This is a genomic window from Paraburkholderia sp. TE9906 (assembly GCF_056279605.1).
The window spans coordinates 460,490-477,832 of sequence record NZ_JBWCCT010000003.1; the positions used below are offsets into that span (position 1 = coordinate 460,490).

A 17,343-nucleotide genomic window follows, 5' to 3' on the forward strand; every position below is an offset into this window, starting at 1 on the left:
CGAAAGTCTATTTATTCGCATATTGTGAATTTCTCAATATGCGAATAAATAGATACCCCTAGCCAGCTGTGGATCGTGCCGAACCACCCGGCACAATCCGCCCAGGCGCATCACGGCCCCCAGTTACTTCTGGATGTAGGCTTCTCGGACCATCCAAGGTCTTCGGTCTCCAGATCGTGCTCGCCCACCTCCACCGTTCCCACGCGCTGACGCATGCCGGCGGCGGCAATCGTGCGGGTGACCTCGGCCATGAACGCGCGCCGGAACACCGCTGCCGAAAACCGTTCGGCATTCGCGCGGCAAGCGGCCGGTGTGATGCCTTCACGCAGCCGTTCGAAGCGATCGATCGCCTCGCGCATCGACACGACCGTTTGGGATCCGAAATATATGCCGGTGGGATGCGCGTCGCCGAGCGGCGTCAGCATGTCCAGCGCGTCGCCCTTGCCGAAGGCAATCACCGGCGTGCCGCAAGCCTGCGCTTCGAGCGGAACGATGCCGAAATCTTCCTCGGCTGCGAATACGAAGGCCCGCGCGCGTTGCAGATAATCCCTCAGAACCTCGAACGGCTGATGCCCGAGGATCGTCACGTTCGGCCCGGCTTTCGCGCGCAGCGCCGCTATCTGCGGCCCATCGCCGATGACGACCAGCTTGCGCTGCGGCGTCGCATTGAAGGTCTCGACGATCAGATCGAGGCGCTTGTCCGACGCCATGCGCGACACGCTCAGATAGAAATCTTCCTTTTGCGCACGCACTTCGAATTCGTTCACGTCGACGGGCGGCGGAATCACCGCGGCCTCGCGCCGGTACGTTTTCATCATGCGCCGTGCCGCACAATGCGAGTTCGCAATCAGGCTGTCGACACCGCTCGTCGAACGCGTATCCCAACTGCGCAGATAATGCAGCCACGTGCGGGCTGCCCACGACTTCGGCCCGTGCGTCAACTTCGCTTCACGCAGATACTGGTGCTGCAGATCCCACGCATAGCTCATCGGCGAATGCACGTAACTCACATGCGTCTGCCCCGGGCCCACCGGCACACCCTTGGCGAGCATGCGCGAACTCGTAATAATCAGGTCGTAATCCGAGAGATCGAACTGCCCGATGGCGCGCAGCATCAACGGCAAATACGCGCGATAGCGGCGCCGTGCGAATGGCAGGTGCTGAATGAACGACGTCGTGACGGACTTACCGCGCAGCGGCCGGCGGTCATCGAGAAAATCGACCAGACTGAAAAGGTCCGCGTCGGGAAAGCACTCGATGATCTGCTCGAGCACTTTCTCCGCACTGCCGGTTGCGACGAGCCAGTCGTGCACGATCGCCACTTTCATGACCTCTCCTAGCTGTCGGGAAAAAAGCACCTCTTGGGCCTAACAACGAGTGTATGTGCCGCATTAATTACTGTGCGTGCGCGCGCCCACATTCGACGCGCGACAGTGCGCGAATAATCGGCTGGATGTTCGTATGCCAATGCGAAGCCGGGGATGTTGCATACAGCGGCGGAGGACGCGGCTGGCCTCGGGCCATGGGTTCGCGCGGACGGGAAGGATGATGGCGATGCGCCTGCGTACGCCGACTGGGCAGAGCCGGTTCGAGGCGTTGGTCGCCGAAGAGATGGGTGTGACAGAGGCGCGCTGCTCGCCGCAATGATCAGGACATTGCGCACCGATCGGACACTCACATAGCGTCTCACGGAGCGACGCGCGAAACGATACGCGGCGTACGTCTGCGGCAACGCAATGTCGGCAGCGGACGGCACGGCAACCAGCCAGGCCGCGCGCCAGAGCCAACGGTGCTTACAAAAGCGAATCGCGCGCAAACCCGCAAAATGCAGGTTCACGCGCGATGGCAGAACGACCGTCGATCAGCCCTTGCGGTACTCGATCGTCTCGACGCCGGTATCCGTGCCGAGCAGGCACAGGTTCGCGCCACGGCTTGCGAACAGGCCCACGGTGACCACACCCGGCCACGCATTGATGTGCGTTTCCAGCGTGCGCGGGTCGCTGATGCGCAGACCCTTGACGTCGATGATCTCATTGCCGTTGTCGGTGATGAACGGCACGCCCTCATTCGTCACACGCACCACCGGCACGCCGCCGAGCGCGGTGACGCGGCGGCCGATCGCGGTGCGCGCCATCGGCACCACTTCGATCGGCAGCGGGAAGGTGCCCAGCGTGTCGACCAGCTTGCTCGCATCCGCGATGCAGACGAACACGTCCGACACCGACGCCACGATCTTTTCGCGCGTCAGCGCGCCGCCCCCGCCCTTGATCATGGCGCCGCTGCCGTCGATTTCGTCGGCGCCGTCCACGTATACCGGCAGCGAATCGATTTCGTTCAGGTCGAGCACCTTGAAGCCGTGCGATTGCAAACGCGCGGTCGTGGCGAGCGAACTCGACACCGCGCCGCGATAGCGCGCCTTGTTCGCGGCCAGCGCGTCGATGAAGCAGTTCGCGGTCGAGCCGGTGCCGACGCCGATCACCGCGCCTTCGGGCACGTTGGCGTTCACGTAGTCGGCGGCGGCCTGGCCGACCAGTTGTTTGAGTTCGTCTTGGGTCATGGGAGAGGCTGGCGAGCAGTTAAAGCGATAAAAACCGCTAGTTTACCGGAGTGATGCGCGAGCGCCGGGCGATTACTTCTTCACCGCCCGCTGCCGCACCGCTTCGAACAGGCACACGCCCGACGCCACGGAGACGTTCAGGCTTTCGACCGTGCCCGCCATCGGAATCTGCATGACCACGTCGCAGGTGTCGCGCGTGAGGCGGCGCATGCCCTCGCCTTCGGCCCCCATCACGAGCGCCACCGGACCGTCGAGTTCGGTGTCGTAGAGGCTCTTGGTGGCCTCGCCCGCCGTGCCGACGACCCATACGCCCGCGTCCTTCAGTTCGCGCAGCGCGCGCGCCAGATTCGTCACCGTGATGTAAGGCACAGTGTCGGCCGCGCCGCTCGCGACCTTCGCGGCGGTCGCATTCAAACCGACCGCGCGATCACGCGGCGCGATCACCGCATGCGCACCGGCCGCATCGGCCACGCGCAGGCAGGCGCCGAGATTGTGCGGATCGGTCACGCCGTCCAGCACCAGGATCAGCGGCGAACCGTTGATGCCGTCGAGCAGTTCGGCCAGGTTCTGCGCGAGCGGCATGTCGCCCGCGCGGGCCACCACGCCCTGGTGACGCTCGGTGTGCGCGAGGCCCCACAGACGCGTTTCGTCGGCGGCGATCAGACGCACGCCAGCTTCCTTCGCCGAGTGCAGGAATTCGGTCATGCGACGGTCTTTGCGCGTCGCGTCGTAATAGACATCTTCGACCGTCGACGCATCGTGCCGGATACGCGCGGTCACTGCGTGGAAACCGTATAAAACCTTGAGACGTGCCATGACTGAACAACCTTTGATTGAGCGCGATTGCAACGCGCGCTGCTGTGATGAATACGAGTCTGAGTACTTCGCGTGAATACTTTGCCTGCCTGGCGCGCTCGTGCGCTTACCTGCGTGCCACGATAAAACGCAGACCGCGCGCAACCGGCACGTATGAACGTACCCGATGCGCGCGGTTCAGGCGGTGAAACCGCTTCAGCGCTTCTTGCGTGCCTGCGGTTTCGACGCCGCTTTGGCCGCGGCGCCATGCTTCTTCGCCGCACCACGCGCCGCGCGCGCTTCCTTGACCGCGAGGGTTTGCGCGGGCGCGGCCTTCTTGCGCCGCGCGCCGCCCGGCGCCGTCGCACCGGCTTCGGCTGGCGGCAGCGAACGCACGCGCGCGCCGCCGCTCTCACCGGCGCCCTTGTCGGCCAGCGCCGCGCGCGCAGCGGGCGGCTTGATCGGCGTGTCGCGCACGAGCCGGAAGTCGATCTTGCGCGCGTCGAGATCGACGCGGCTCACCTGCACCCGCACCCGATCCGACAGACGATAACGAATGCCGGTGCGCTCGCCGCGCAACTCGTTCTTGATCTCGTCGTACTGGAAGTAGTCGGAGCCGAGTTCGGTCACGTGCACGAGGCCTTCGATAAAGAGCGAATCGAGCTGCACGAAAATGCCGAACGACGTCACGCCGTTCACCATGCCGCCATACTCTTCGCCGAGCTTGTCGCGCATGAAATAGCACTTCAGCCATGCTTCGACGTCACGCGACGCTTCGTCGGCGCGGCGTTCGTTGGCCGAGCAATGCAGTCCGAGCTCTTCCCAGATCGCGACGTTGTTGCCGCGCTGGCGGCCGCGCTTTTCGTCGTCGGCCTGCTGCATCGCGCGGGCGCGCGGCGACAGCGCCGTATTCAGTTCGACGCCTTGCGGCGGCTCCGGCTGATACTTGCGGCCCTGCAGGATCGCGTAGATCGCGCGGTGCGTGAGCAGATCGGGATAGCGGCGAATCGGGCTCGTGAAGTGCGCATACGCCTCATACGCGAGACCGAAGTGGCCGATGTTCTCCGGGCTGTAGACCGCCTGCTGCATCGAGCGCAGCAGCATGGTTTGCAGCATCTGCGCATCGGGCCGTTCGCGGATCTGCGCCATCAGCGCGGCGTAATCGCTCGCGTGCGGTGTGTCGCCGCCGGCGAGCGTCAAGCCCATGCCGCGCAGGAAGGTACGCAGATTCTCGAGCTTTTCCGCGGTCGGCCCGGCGTGCACGCGGAACAGACCCGCATGCTTGTTGCGTTTGAGGAAGTCGGCCGCGCAGACGTTCGCGGCCAGCATGCATTCCTCGATCAGCTTGTGCGCGTCGTTGCGGGTGCGCGGCACGATCTGTTCGATCTTGCCCTGCGCGTTGCAGACGATGTACGTCTCGGTCGTATCGAAGTCGATCGCACCGCGTTTCTGGCGCGCCGCGAACAGCGACTTGTAGACGCCGTACAGATTCTGCAATTGCGGCAGCAATGCGGCGCGGCGCGCGGCCTCCGGACCCTTGGTGTTTTTCAGCACCGCGGCGACTTCCGTATAGGTCAGACGCGCGGCCGAATGCATCACGCCGGGATAGAACTGATACGCCTTCACTTCGCCACGCGCGGTGACGATCATGTCGCACACGAGCACGCAACGATCGACGTGCGGGTTCAGCGAGCACAAGCCGTTCGACAGTTTCTCCGGCAACATCGGAATCACGCGGCGCGGGAAATACACCGACGTGCTGCGTTCGATCGCGTCGGCATCGAGCCCGCTCTTCGGCAGCACGTAGTGCGACACGTCCGCGATCGCAACGATCAGGCGGAAGCCCTCGCCACGGCCGACCTGCACCGGTTCGCAGTACACCGCGTCGTCGAAGTCGCGGGCGTCTTCGCCGTCGATCGTGACGAGCGGCACGTCGCGCAGATCGATGCGGTGACGCGCGTCGACCGGACGGACTTCGTCGGGCAGCTTCGAGGCTTCGTCGAGCGCGTCCGGGCTGAACTCGTGCGGCACGCCGTACTTGCGCACCGCGATTTCGATTTCCATGCCGGGGTCGTCGATATCGCCGAGCACTTCCACCACGCGGCCGAGCGGCTGCGAATGACGGCTCGGGAAATCGGTCAGCTCGACCACCACCACCTGGCCGACTTTGGCCTTCTTGGTGTTCTGCGTGATCAGGATGTCGTGGCCGATGCGCTTGTCTTCGGGCGCGACGATCAGCGCGCCGTTCTCGTTGAGCAGGCGGCCGATCACGCGCTTGTTGGCGCGATCCGTGACTTCGACGATATGCCCTTCCGGGCGGCCGCGCCGGTCATAACCGACGATGCGCGCGAGCACACGGTCGTTGTGCATGACCTTCTGCATCTCGGCGGTGGGCAGGAACAGATCGTCCTGGCCGTCGTCGCGAATCAGAAAACCGAAGCCGTCGCGATGACCCTGTACACGGCCCGCGACGAAGTTCGACGGATGCGTCAACTGATAGAGATTGCGCTGGTCGAGCCGGATCTGGCCGTCGCGCTCCATCGCGCCTAAGCGCTTGAAAAATCCTTCGCGCTCCTGGCGCTTGATCGACAGGGCTTCGGCGATGTCGTTCGCGGCAAGCGGCGTTTCACTCGTGCGCAGGACGCCCAGAATTTCTTCGCGGCTTGGAATCGGATACGGAAATTTGCTCAAGGGCTTGTCGATGATTTTTTCTCGTTGCATGGACGTCGGTCGGCGATGTAGCTCGGCTGAAGAAGCGTTTGCGTTGCGCTTGAATTGCACCTGCAAATGCACAGAAAAGACTGCTCGGGTCCGGCTCGTTCAAGGCTGAGTCGACGGGCGTGTGTGCACCGTGCCAACGAACTACTGCGAGGCATTCTAACACCCGTCTTGCGCGCCACGCGGTCCGTCAACGCTCGCCGGGAGGCGCGTGCGGGCCCGTGGGCGAGATGTTTAAGCAAGTTTGGAGAAACGCTTGACAGGTCCTAATCTGTCGCTATAATGGCGGTCTTTGCTGTTCATCACCTGCCCAGGTGGCGAAATTGGTAGACGCACTAGGTTCAGGTCCTAGCGGTGGCAACACTGTGGAGGTTCGAGTCCTCTCTTGGGCACCAGATTCAAAATTAGAGCCACCTGCGGGTGGCTCTAATTTTTGCAGGAAGCTACGTGGTCCGATTCGCTCGTTTGAGCGATCAGTTTGCGTAGTTGGCAGGACGGTGGTTGGGTAGTGAAGCATCGCTTCGTTGCACGACTTAACCGCGCGGTTGATAAAGCGATGTTTGTTTGAAGTAGGGATTGACACGCTGAATCAGCTTGCTAAAATAGCGGTCTAGCTTGAAGACGTGCCCAGGTGGCGGAATTGGTAGACGCACTAGGTTCAGGTCCTAGCGGTGGCAACACCGTGGAGGTTCGAGTCCTCTCCTGGGCACCACCCTCTTCAAGTGAAACGAGACACCCCGTTGAGCCTTCGTGCTTCGCGGGGTTTTTTGTTTTTGGCGATGCCTTTTGCGTGCGTGCCGTGAGTCGTTTTGCAGAGGCGGTTGCATCCTTCGCGCTTCTTGCGACGACATCGCACCACGCCAATGTCGCCGCAGAATGCAATCCGCTTTATCGCGCGCCTCTACCCGCTCCACCCCAGTTGAAACTCACACCAGACTGCAACGCCGGCGCCCACTTCGTGCAAGCCTGAAAAGCCAGCAGCGCACCGCCGACCGCAAACAGCACGGGAATCAAAAATTCCTGATTCACGCGCGTAAATTCGAAGACGAGCACCACCGCCGTAATCGGCATCTGCATCGACGCAGCAAGAAACGCCGTTGCGCCCACCACTGCGAATGCGCCTAACGGCGCGCCCGGCCAGAACAGACTCCACAGTCCGCCAAGCACGATCGCGAGCAACGCGCCATTGGCGAGGCCCGGCGTCAGCAAGCCGCCCTCGGCGCCCGCGCGCAAACTGCTCGCGGTGATCACGACCTTCAGCACCAGCAACATCGCGGCGAGACTGATCGTCAGGCCGCCGTCGAATGCGAGTCCTGCGGGGCCTTTGCCATTGCCGAGCAGCTGCGGAAAATGCATCGCCAGCACGCCGACAATCGCGAAGTTCAACACCGACAACACGGGCAAGCGCCAGTCCTTCGGCGCAGCGGCGCGTGAGCGCTTCATCAGTTCCGTAAAGCACCACGCCGCCGCACCGAAAACCGGACCGCACACGATGGACCATGCCACCAGCGACACACCAAAGGTCATCGACGGAACGAGGTATTGATGCTCGTTGCCCAGCCCCAGTTGCGCCACCAGCGCCGCGATCGACGAACTCACGATGGCCGGCACCAGCGCCGGCCATCCGAAACTGCCGAGCAAGACTTCGAGCACGAACACCGCGCCGCCGAGCGGCACGTTGTAGACCGCGGCCAGCCCCGCCCCCGCGCCGCATGCCACCATGATCCGGCTCTGCGCAACCGACAAACCCGCACGACGCGACAACCATCCGGCCAGCGCCGAACCGATCTCGCGCGGCGCGACTTCGCGGCCAAGCGGCGAACCCAGCGCGACCGTGACGATCTGCAGCAGTGCATGGATCGTCGTGCTCGCCAGCGGCATCTGCGGCTCGTCGGATTTGATGGCCGCGCGAATGCTCACCAGCGGCCGCCCGAAACGATACAGCGCCCACCAGCCGAGCCCCGCGATCAGTCCGCAAATCGTCAGGACCAGCACGCGGCGTTCGGGCGACGCGTCCGTCACGCCTTGCAGGAAACTCTCGGCGCTGATCACGTGCGTGACGCTGTAGCCGTAGGCGAGGTGCTGGATGCCGTGCAGCAACAATGCGAGCAACATGCCGCCGAGACCCGCGCCGAGCCCCGTCAGCAAGGTCACCGTGGCAACGACCGCTATCGGACCATGCTCACGCCGCACGGACTTCGAAGTGATGGATTTGACTGACATGACGCGTCGGCGAAGAGCGAAAAAGAAGGATGGCAACGATCTTATGCCGCGACGCAACATGAATCAAATTGATTTTTCTGCTTTATTGATGCGGGTGGCGCATAGATAAGCGTCGAGCCAGGCGCCTGCTCGCCTTGGCAGTGGCGACGGGCCCCACCAGCGCCACTTCGCGCGATACGATGACGCGCCCCCCTCGCCCCCAAGCACGCTCATCCCGCTCACACGAAGAACATCGACACCACACACGCGAAGCCGACGAACCAGACCAGCGAGCGAAGCGACGCCAGATTCGCCACATAGAGCACGCCATGCAGCACCCGCGTGACGACGAAGGTCATCGCCAGCCAGTTGATCCACGGGTTCGGACCGCCCGCCTGCCCGGCCACGACGATCGCCGCGGTAAACATCGCCAGCGCTTCCCACGCGTTCTGATGCGCCGCATGCGCCCGCGCGCGCCAGCCGTCGACACCGGCGAGATACGCGCAAGGCGCGCGGTTGTCGTAACGCTTGCTGACTTTCGCCAGCATGGTCCACGGAAAAGGCAGCAGCGCCACGATGAACAGGCAAAGATGCGGAATTGTCATTTATCAGTCTCCCTTGTATGCGCGCGGCGAACCCCGCGCGGGCCGCCGTTATACCTGCGCGCGCCGGCCGTCGCCAGTCTGAATCCGACGAGTGCCGCCTCTACCGAACGGGAAAACGAATCGGTCGAATTACCTTGACTCAGCGTTTTTCAAGTCAAATATACATTACAAATAACAAACATTGAGACTCACACGTCCAATACAATAATTACATTTATCCGACATTCAGCATGCACCAGGGATTCAGCCTTGAATTCGCTCCAGGTATTAATACGGATAAAAGCAGCCTCAACCATGCAAGCGTTTAACGGTCGGCGTACACTCCCCGCAAGCCCTTGTCCTATAGGGCGTACGGGGCTACGGAGCCGCCCGTCGTAAAACACGGGTTATTGGAGACTGAGGGGAACAATCAATGAGCTGGACTCGGGAACAGAGAAACGTCACGATCGCCGCCTATCTCGGCTGGACGCTCGACGCATTCGATTTCTTTCTAATGGTGTTCGTATTGAAAGATATCGCGGCGGAATTCAATACGACTATTCCGTCGGTTGCCGTCGCGATTATGTTGACCTTGATGATGCGCCCGGTCGGCGCGTTGATTTTCGGCTGGCTTGCCGACAAGTACGGCCGCCGCCCCACGCTGATGCTCAACATCGCGTGCTTCTCGCTGTTGGAACTGCTGTCCGGCCTCTCGCCGAATCTGATGACGCTGCTCGTGCTGCGCGCGCTGTTCGGCATCGCGATGGGCGGCGAATGGGGCGTCGGCGGCGCACTGACCATGGAAACCGTGCCGCCGAAGTCGCGCGGCATCGTCTCGGGTCTGCTGCAGGCGGGTTATCCGAGCGGCTACCTGCTCGCGTCGATCGTGTTCGGCGTCTTCTATCAATACATCGGCTGGCGCGGCATGTTCTTCGTCGGCGTGCTGCCCGCGCTGCTCGTGCTGTACGTGCGCGCGCACGTGCCGGAATCGCCGGCCTTCAAGACGCTCGAAAAGAAAGCGCGGCCGGGCCTGATCGCCACGTTGAAGCAGAACGTCGGGTTGTCCATTTACGCGATCGTGCTGATGACCGCGTTCAACTTCTTCTCGCACGGCTCACAGGATCTGTATCCGACCTTCCTGCGCGTGCAGCATCAGTTCGACGCGCATACGGTGTCGTGGATCACGATCGTGCTGAACATCGGCGCGATTTGCGGCGGTCTGTTCTTCGGCTGGGCATCGGAAAAGATCGGCCGCAAGCGCGCGATCTTCATCGCAGCGTTGATCGCGTTGCCAGTGCTGCCGTTGTGGGCGTTCTCGAGCACGCCGGTGCTGCTCGCGCTCGGCGCATTCCTGATGCAGATCTCCGTGCAGGGCGCGTGGGGCGTGATCCCGGTGCACCTGAACGAAATCTCGCCCGACGAAATTCGCGCGACCTTCCCCGGCCTCGTGTATCAGCTCGGCAATCTGATCGCGTCGGTCAACGGTCCGCTTCAGGCGGGCGCTGCCGAAGCGCACGGCAACAACTACGCGCTGGTGATGGCAGTGGTGATCGGCATCGTCGCCGTGGTGATTGCCGCGCTGATTCCGTTTAGCCGCGAGCGCCGCGGTATCGACATGACGCAGTCGGCCAAGGAGATCGCCGCGCACTCGCCAGGAAGTGCCGTTGCCGGACAACTTTAAGCGTTCGAACTGAACGGCTATTTTGCCGGCGCATTCTCAGGCGCAATAGCCGCAAAGGCGGTTCGAACCGCCACGGCGCGAAACACGCGTCACGCCGTACACGCAAGGCCAAACTCACGCAGCAAGCAATACGAGGCCGTTCCGATTCACATCGGAACGGCCTTTTTTGTTTCCGCGCGATATGACGCGTCGCGCATGGACGAAAGGCCACCCTCGTCAGGTCTTCTAGAGGAGTTAGTCGACTTTGACCCCTTGATCGCACAGACCATCCTTCCCTATCCTGAAAAACGACTGTTTCAAATTTCAATTTGAATCGCTTGTTTGCGGGCCGGGCGCCCGGCAACTGGGAGACGCAACATGGCAGTTCGCACAACAGGCCGGCATGCCGGCGATACAAAGTCCCGCATTCTCGACGCCGCCGAAACGCTGTTCATCGAATGCGGCTACGAGGCCATGTCGCTGCGCCAGATCACTTCGCGCGCCGAGGTCAATCTCGCAGCGGTCAACTATCACTTCGGCAGCAAGGAATCGCTGATTCACTCGATGCTCTCGCGCCGCCTCGACCACCTCAACGAGGAACGGCTCAAGCTGCTCGACCGCTTCGACACGATGCTCGGCGCGCGTCTGACCTGCGAGCACGTGCTCGGCGCGATGTTCATTCCGGCGCTGCGGCTGTCACGCGATCCGCGCGTCGGCGGCAAGGCCTTTCTGCGTTTGCTGGGGCGCGCCTATACCGATCCGTCGTCATTCATTCGCGACTTTCTGAACGGGCATTACGCATCGGTGGCCGTGCGCTTTTTCGATGCGTTCCAGCGCGCGCTGCCGCATCTGCCGCGCGAGGAACTGGGCTGGCGCCTGCACTTCGCTATCGGGGCATTGTCGGGCGTGCTGGCCGGCACCGATACCGACAGCCTGATTTCCGAGTTCTCGCAGGGCAAGTCGATGAACGATCTGCAGCTGATCGCACGTCTTGCGTCGCTGATGGTGGCCGCGCTCAAGGCGCCGCTGCCGGACGGTTCGCAACTGGCCACGTTCGCGGCCGTGCTCGGCGATGCAAGCGAAGGCGGTGCGCAAGCTTGCGCTGACGGCGGTGCTGAGCGCATCGGCGAATGTCGGTCGTCGGATGCTGGCCCAAGCCCGGTTGCGCCAGAAACGCAAAGCGGCACGGGCGAATCGGCGGACGGTTCGTCCGAGGGTGAACGCCGTGGCGGCACCATCGAAGCGGCTTCGTTTCCGTCCGCTTTGCACGGCTCGGCATAGAGAGGCGAACCGCGGGCTGATGCGGGCTCCCCTGTCGCGGGCCGTCCGCATCGGCGCGTAAAACATGCTGCCATATCGCGCAATATGACAAGGATGCCGAAGTTTCAAAGCGGTAATCGATATCGGCCCATCGGGCTATCGGGCATCATGAATCCAGCAGATCCGAACAGCACCTCGAGGCCCCGCACCTGAACGACGTCCGCTCCGGAACGGGCAAGAGGACGCAAACGGCCAGACAGCGACTGGGACAGCGTCAGGAACGCCATTCGCTAGCGACGCAAGCACGACTCGAAACACCCCTGACGCACGGCAAAGCCACCGCACCGCCGCAGGTAGAAGAGCAGAAGATCAACAAGAACGCGAACCGTCCGCGCCTCGTGAACGCGTGCGCACACACCATCGAAACAGGAGGAAACGTCATGCCGTGGTTCAGCCTGGTACTCGTCATTGCCGCACTCGCGCTCGTCTACGTTCAGGCGCGTGCGTCGTGGTGGCTGGCCGTCATGATCGTCTGGGTGGCCGCCGTGCACGTTAGCGGGGCGGCGGGTCCCGCTCTCACGACGCTGCTCGCGATCGTGTTCGTCCTCCCTGCCCTCGTGCTCGCGCTCAAGCCGCTGCGCCGCGCATGGCTGACGAAACCGGTGCTCGAGATCTTCCGCAAGATCCTGCCGGAGATGTCGCAGACCGAGCGCGACGCGATCGAAGCCGGCACCGTCTGGTGGGACGCCGAACTGTTCTCGGGACGCCCGCATTGGGACACGCTGCTCGGCTACGGCCCGGCCACGCTGAGCGCCGAAGAGCAGGCCTTCCTCGACGTCGAATGCGAGCAGTTGTGCGATCTCGCGAACGACTGGGAAACCACCATGGTCTGACAGGACCTGTCGCCGGCAACCTGGCAGTTCATCAAGGAACGCGGCTTTCTCGGCATGATCATTCCGAAGCAATACGGCGGCAAGCAGTTCTCCGCGTATGCGCATTCGCAGGTCATCATGAAGCTCGCCACGCGCTGCTCGGCCGCAGCCGTCTCGGTGATGGTGCCGAACTCGCTCGGCCCCGCCGAATTGCTGATGCACTACGGCACCGAAGAGCAGAAAAACCACTACCTGCCGCGCCTCGCGCGTGGCGAAGACATTCCCTGCTTCGCGTTGACTAGCCCATACGCCGGTTCGGATGCCGCCGCGATTCCGGATGTCGGCATCGTCTGCAAGGGCGTGTTCGAAGGCCGCGAAACGCTGGGCTTTCGCGTCACGTGGGACAAGCGCTACATCACGCTAGGGCCGATCGCAACCGTGCTCGGTCTCGCGTTCCGTGCGCTCGATCCCGACCGCCTGCTCGGCGGCGACGAAGAACCCGGCATTACCTGCGCACTGATTCCGACCGATCACCCCGGCGTGAATATCGGCCGCCGTCACTGGCCGCTGAACGCGGTGTTCCAGAACGGCCCGAACTCCGGCAAGGACGTGTTCATTCCGCTCGACTGGGTGATCGGCTCACGCGCGCAGGTCGGCAACGGCTGGCGCATGCTGATGGAGTGTCTCGCGGCGGGCCGCGCGATTTCGCTGCCGTCGTCGAATGTCGGGATGGCGAAGATCGCCGTGCGCGGCACCGGCGCGTATGCCGCGGTTCGCCGCCAGTTCCGCACCGCCGTCGGCAAGTTCGAGGGCGTGCAGGAAGCGCTCGGCCGCATGGGCGGCAACCTTTACGTGATGGACGCCGCGCGCCGCCTGTCCGCGCAGGCGGTGGACCTCGGCGAAAAGCCGTCGGTGATCTCGGCGATTGCGAAGTACCACATCACCGAGCGCGCCCGCATGGTCATCAACGACGGCATGGACGTCGCCGCCGGCAAGGGCATTTGTATGGGGCCGTCGAACTTTCTCGCGCGCGCCTATCAGCAGGTGCCGATCGCGATCACCGTGGAAGGCGCGAACATTCTCACGCGTTGCCTGATCATCTTCGGCCAGGGTGCGATCCGCTGTCATCCGTACGTGCTGAAGGAAATGGCCGCGACGCGCGAAACGGACCACGCGAAGGCGCTGCGCGATTTCGACACAGCGTTTTTCGGCCACGTCGGCTTCACGCTGTCGAACGTGGTGCGCAGCTTCGTGTATGGCATCACCGGCGGCGCTTTTATCATCAAGCCGCGTGCCGCTCACGCGCCTTTGCACGGATATTACCGCGCGGCCACGCGCGTCTCGACCGCCTTCGCGCTGCTCGCCGACGTCTCGATGTTCGTGCTCGGCGGCGATCTGAAACGCCGTGAGCGCCTCTCCGGGCGACTCGGCGACGTGCTCTCGCAGCTGTACCTGATCTCCGCCACGCTCAAGCGTTTCGAAGACGAAGGCCGTCAGCAGGACGATCTGCCGCTGGTGCGCTGGGGCGTCGAGGATTCGCTGTACAAGGCGCAGCAGGCGCTCGACGGCGTGCTGGCGAACTACCCGAACCGCTTCGCCGCGGGCCTCGTGCGGGTGCTCGCGTTCCCGTTCGGCCTGCCGTATCGCGAGCCGTCGGACCGGCTCGGCGGCGAAATCGCCGAGCTGATGCAAACGCCGGGCGCAGCGCGCGAGCGGCTCGTGTCCGACTCGTACGTGCCGCATCCGGATGTCGACGCGCTCGGCTGCGGCGAACGGGTGTTCGAGCTGAACCCGCGCTTCACGCAGATCGACCAGAAGCTGCGCGAGGCGGTCAAGCAAGGCCTGCTCGCACCGATGCCGCAAAGCCTCGCGCACCTCGGCGCCTGGACCGAGGCTGCCGAGCAGCAAGGCCTGATCGACGCCGACGAGCGGCGCGTGCTCGACGACTACGCCCACTATGGCGCGCAGGTCGTAAAGGTCGACGATTTCCCGGCCGATTTCGACTTGCTCGCCAATCTGCAAAAACGCAAGGAGACGCTCGACAAGGCGCTGGAACTCGCGGCCTGAGTGCCTGAATGCAAGCCCTGGCGTGTGAAAAAACATCGCGGGAAGGCCCACCGGATATGCCCAACTCAGTGCACACTGACACAGGTCCGATGCCACAGGGGCTTCCTTCGGTCGTCGGGGCATACCCTCGGGAGACTTCCTCGGGGGCGCCTCCAGCGGAGCAACCAAAAACATGAACGACTCGTATCTGAAGTTCGTCAACTCGCCGTTCGGTGCGCGCCTCGCGCGCTCGCTCGGCTTGCCGAAGCCCGAGGTGCTGCGCCGCTATCGCGCGGACCGGCCCGAGTTCGAGGGTCTGGTCGCCATCGGCGCGGGCCGTGAGCCGCGGCTGCTCGACGCGCTCGCGAACCTGGTCGCGAGCATCGGCGTGACGAGCGTTGCGCATGAAAGCGCCGGCCTGTGGGTGCCGCTCGCGCATCGGCACGGCCTGCTGACCGGGCGCTTCGAACCCGCCGAAGCCGGCTCTCAAGGCAGGCTCGCCGCGCTGCTGTTCGACGCGAGCGGTATCGAAGACAGCAGTCAGCTGGCGCCGCTGCATGGGTTCTTCCACGAGACGCTGCGCTCGCTCGGCAAGTGCGGACGGATCGTCGTGCTCGGGCGGCCGCCGCAAACCTGCGCGAGCCCGCGTCAGTGGACCGCGCAGCGCGCGCTGGAAGGCCTCACGCGTTCGCTCGGCAAGGAAGCGCGGCGCGGCATCACGGCGAATCTCGTGTATGTCGCGCAAGGCGCGGAAGGTGGTGCGGAAGCGACGCTGCGCTTCTTTCTCTCGCCGCGTTCGGCGTACGTGTCGGGCCAGGTGGTACGCATCGACCCAGGCGCCCCGGGTCGCCCAGCCGACGCCGCAGCCGCCGCCAGCGTGCCCGCCTTCGACTGGTTGCAGCCGCTCGCGGGCCGGCGCGCGGTCGTCACCGGTGCCGCGCGCGGCATCGGCGCGTCGATTGCGAGCGTGCTCGCGGCCGAAGGCGCGCACGTGATCGGCATCGACATCCCGTCGGCGCGCGACGCGCTCGACGCGACGCTGCGCCAGCTGAACGGCACCGCCCTCGCGTTCGACATCGCCGCGCCGGAAGCGCCCGCGCAGATCGCCGCCGCGCTCGACGAACAGGGCATCGACATCGTCGTGCACAACGCCGGCATCACGAAGGACAAAACCATCGCGAAGATGACCGATGCCGCATGGCAAAGCGTCATCGACATCAATCTGGGCGCGCAGGAGCGCATCGACGACGTGCTGCTCGCCGCCGGCATCCTGCGCGACGGCGGACGGATTATCGGCGTGTCGTCGATCAGCGGGATTGCGGGCAACCTCGGCCAGACCAATTACGCGACCTCGAAGGCCGGCGTGATCGGCCGGGTGCAAAGCATGGCGCCGCAACTACGCGCGCGCGGCATCACGATCAACGCGGTCGCGCCCGGCTTCATCGAAACGCAGATGACCGCAAAGATTCCGTTGACGATCCGCGAAGCGGGCCGCCGCATGAACTCGATGAGCCAGGGCGGCCAGCCGGTCGACGTCGCGCAAACCATCGCGTGGCTCGCGCATCCGGGGTCGACCGGCGTCACCGGCCAGATCGTGCGCGTGTGCGGACAAAGCCTGATTGGAGCGTGACCATGCGTGAACCGGGGGACCCCTTCGGAGACGGTTTTATCTCGAGCGCCACGCGGCCTGATGCGGTGCGGCCCAAGACCGTCGTCGTCGACACCTTGCCCGCGCCGGCGAAGCTCTATGCGCGCGCGTTTTCGGGCATCGTCAAGCGTGGGCGTTCGACGCAGGCACCGCAATTGCCGCCGCTGCGCCTCGTGCGCCCCGCCGTCGCGCTCGATCCGGGGCCGGTCTGGCGTTATGCGCGCGTGTGCGGCTTCATTCCCGAGCATGGCGTGCCGCTCACCTATCCGCATCTGCTCGCGTTTCCGCTGCATCTGCTGATGCTGACCGATCCGGCGTTTCCGTGGCCCGCGCTCGGGCTCGTGCATCTGGCCAACCACGTGCGGCTGCGCCGCCCGCTCACGTACAAGGACCTGCTGCGCGTCGAGGTGGAATTCGGCGCGCTGCTGCGTCACGACAAGGGTCAGGCGTTCGTGCTGCACACCCGCATGTACCGGCGCGGCGAGGCCGTGTGGGACGGCGACAGCGTCTATCTGAAACGCGCGGTGCCGGCGAGCGGCAACCCGCTCGATCCGCTCGAATTCGGCCCGCAGGCGCTGCAACGCATCTCGCGCTGGCAACTCGCGCCGCAACTGGGCCGCGACTATGCGAGCGTATCCGGCGACTACAACCCGATCCACCTCACCGCGCTGTCGGCGAAGGCGTTCGGCTTTCCGCGCGCGATCGCGCACGGCATGTGGACGCTCGCGCGCGCCGCCTCCGCGCTGCAACCGCCGAAGCCGCTCGCCGAAGCCACGCTCAGCGCCGAATTCAAGCTGCCGCTGCTGCTGCCGGGCGAAGCGTCGTTGTGGAGCGCGTCGCCGTCGCTGATCGAGCGCGATATCGAAGTGCGCGACATCGCCGGAGAAAAGCCGCATTTGCGCGGCCGGATGCAGTGGCGGCTGCAATGACGCATGGGCCTGTTCTTGCGCGGGCGCGCGGTGGAATTAAAGCCGCCGGCATTCGTTGTTGTATCAGGATGT

General features: G+C 64.1%; 10 protein-coding genes, 2 tRNA genes and 1 pseudogene. 7 read left to right on the top strand and 6 right to left on the bottom strand.

The genetic code is table 11. The features are described 5' to 3' along the window. Nucleotides 1-110 precede the first annotated feature (110 nt). The 4 genes from ACZ9H4_RS09900 to rnr form a co-directional block, all read right to left on the bottom strand. Nucleotides 111-1,328 (bottom strand): glycosyltransferase family 4 protein, encoded by a 1,218-nt coding sequence (locus ACZ9H4_RS09900; RefSeq protein WP_408154316.1) that lies wholly within the window; start codon nucleotides 1,326-1,328, stop codon nucleotides 111-113. Between the two features lie 533 nt (nucleotides 1,329-1,861). Beyond that, nucleotides 1,862-2,557 carry a ribose-5-phosphate isomerase RpiA gene (gene rpiA, locus ACZ9H4_RS09905; RefSeq protein WP_476118916.1) on the bottom strand — a complete coding sequence of 232 codons (696 nt, stop codon included), beginning with the start codon at nucleotides 2,555-2,557 and terminating at the stop codon, nucleotides 1,862-1,864. A gap of 72 nt (nucleotides 2,558-2,629) precedes the next feature. After that, on the bottom strand, nucleotides 2,630-3,373 hold the full coding sequence (gene rlmB / locus ACZ9H4_RS09910) for a 23S rRNA (guanosine(2251)-2'-O)-methyltransferase RlmB (RefSeq protein ID WP_121319478.1): 744 nt from the start codon (nucleotides 3,371-3,373) through the stop codon (nucleotides 2,630-2,632). A 195-nt stretch (nucleotides 3,374-3,568) separates the two neighbouring features. Continuing rightward, a complete protein-coding gene (gene rnr / locus ACZ9H4_RS09915) occupies nucleotides 3,569-6,073 on the bottom strand; it encodes a ribonuclease R (protein WP_476118917.1) in 2,505 nt (834 codons plus the stop codon). Nucleotides 6,074-6,378: 305 nt separating this feature from the next. Between rnr and ACZ9H4_RS09920 the strand changes: the two genes are divergently transcribed. After that, nucleotides 6,379-6,465 (top strand) — tRNA-Leu (locus ACZ9H4_RS09920). A gap of 230 nt (nucleotides 6,466-6,695) precedes the next feature. Next, nucleotides 6,696-6,782: transfer RNA gene (locus tag ACZ9H4_RS09925), tRNA-Leu, on the top strand. A gap of 176 nt (nucleotides 6,783-6,958) precedes the next feature. Here the strand turns inward: ACZ9H4_RS09925 and ACZ9H4_RS09930 are convergent. Together ACZ9H4_RS09930 and ACZ9H4_RS09935 are read right to left on the bottom strand one after the other, a co-directional pair. After that, nucleotides 6,959-8,293 (bottom strand): chloride channel protein, encoded by a 1,335-nt coding sequence (locus ACZ9H4_RS09930; RefSeq protein WP_476118918.1) that lies wholly within the window; start codon nucleotides 8,291-8,293, stop codon nucleotides 6,959-6,961. Nucleotides 8,294-8,511: 218 nt separating this feature from the next. Then, a complete protein-coding gene (locus ACZ9H4_RS09935; RefSeq protein WP_476118919.1) occupies nucleotides 8,512-8,877 on the bottom strand; it encodes an MAPEG family protein in 366 nt (121 codons plus the stop codon). A gap of 412 nt (nucleotides 8,878-9,289) precedes the next feature. Here ACZ9H4_RS09935 and ACZ9H4_RS09940 point away from each other — a divergent pair, with 412 nt between their 5' ends. From ACZ9H4_RS09940 to ACZ9H4_RS09960, 5 genes and pseudogenes are all read left to right on the top strand, one after another. Beyond that, entirely contained in the window at nucleotides 9,290-10,537 is a 1,248-nt protein-coding gene (locus ACZ9H4_RS09940; protein ID WP_408143014.1) for an MFS transporter, read from the top strand. 357 nt (nucleotides 10,538-10,894) lie between these two features. After that, nucleotides 10,895-11,797, top strand: coding sequence for a TetR/AcrR family transcriptional regulator (locus ACZ9H4_RS09945; RefSeq protein WP_476118920.1), 903 nt, complete (start codon nucleotides 10,895-10,897; stop codon nucleotides 11,795-11,797). Between the two features lie 419 nt (nucleotides 11,798-12,216). Next, nucleotides 12,217-14,715, top strand: a pseudogene (locus tag ACZ9H4_RS09950) (acyl-CoA dehydrogenase). 172 nt (nucleotides 14,716-14,887) lie between these two features. Further along, nucleotides 14,888-16,324, top strand: a complete 1,437-nt coding sequence (locus ACZ9H4_RS09955; RefSeq protein ID WP_476118922.1) for a 3-oxoacyl-ACP reductase — start codon at nucleotides 14,888-14,890, stop codon at nucleotides 16,322-16,324. 2 nt (nucleotides 16,325-16,326) lie between these two features. Then, complete coding sequence (locus ACZ9H4_RS09960; protein ID WP_476118924.1) at nucleotides 16,327-17,271, top strand: MaoC/PaaZ C-terminal domain-containing protein; 945 nt, start codon at nucleotides 16,327-16,329, stop codon at nucleotides 17,269-17,271. Nucleotides 17,272-17,343 lie beyond the last annotated feature (72 nt).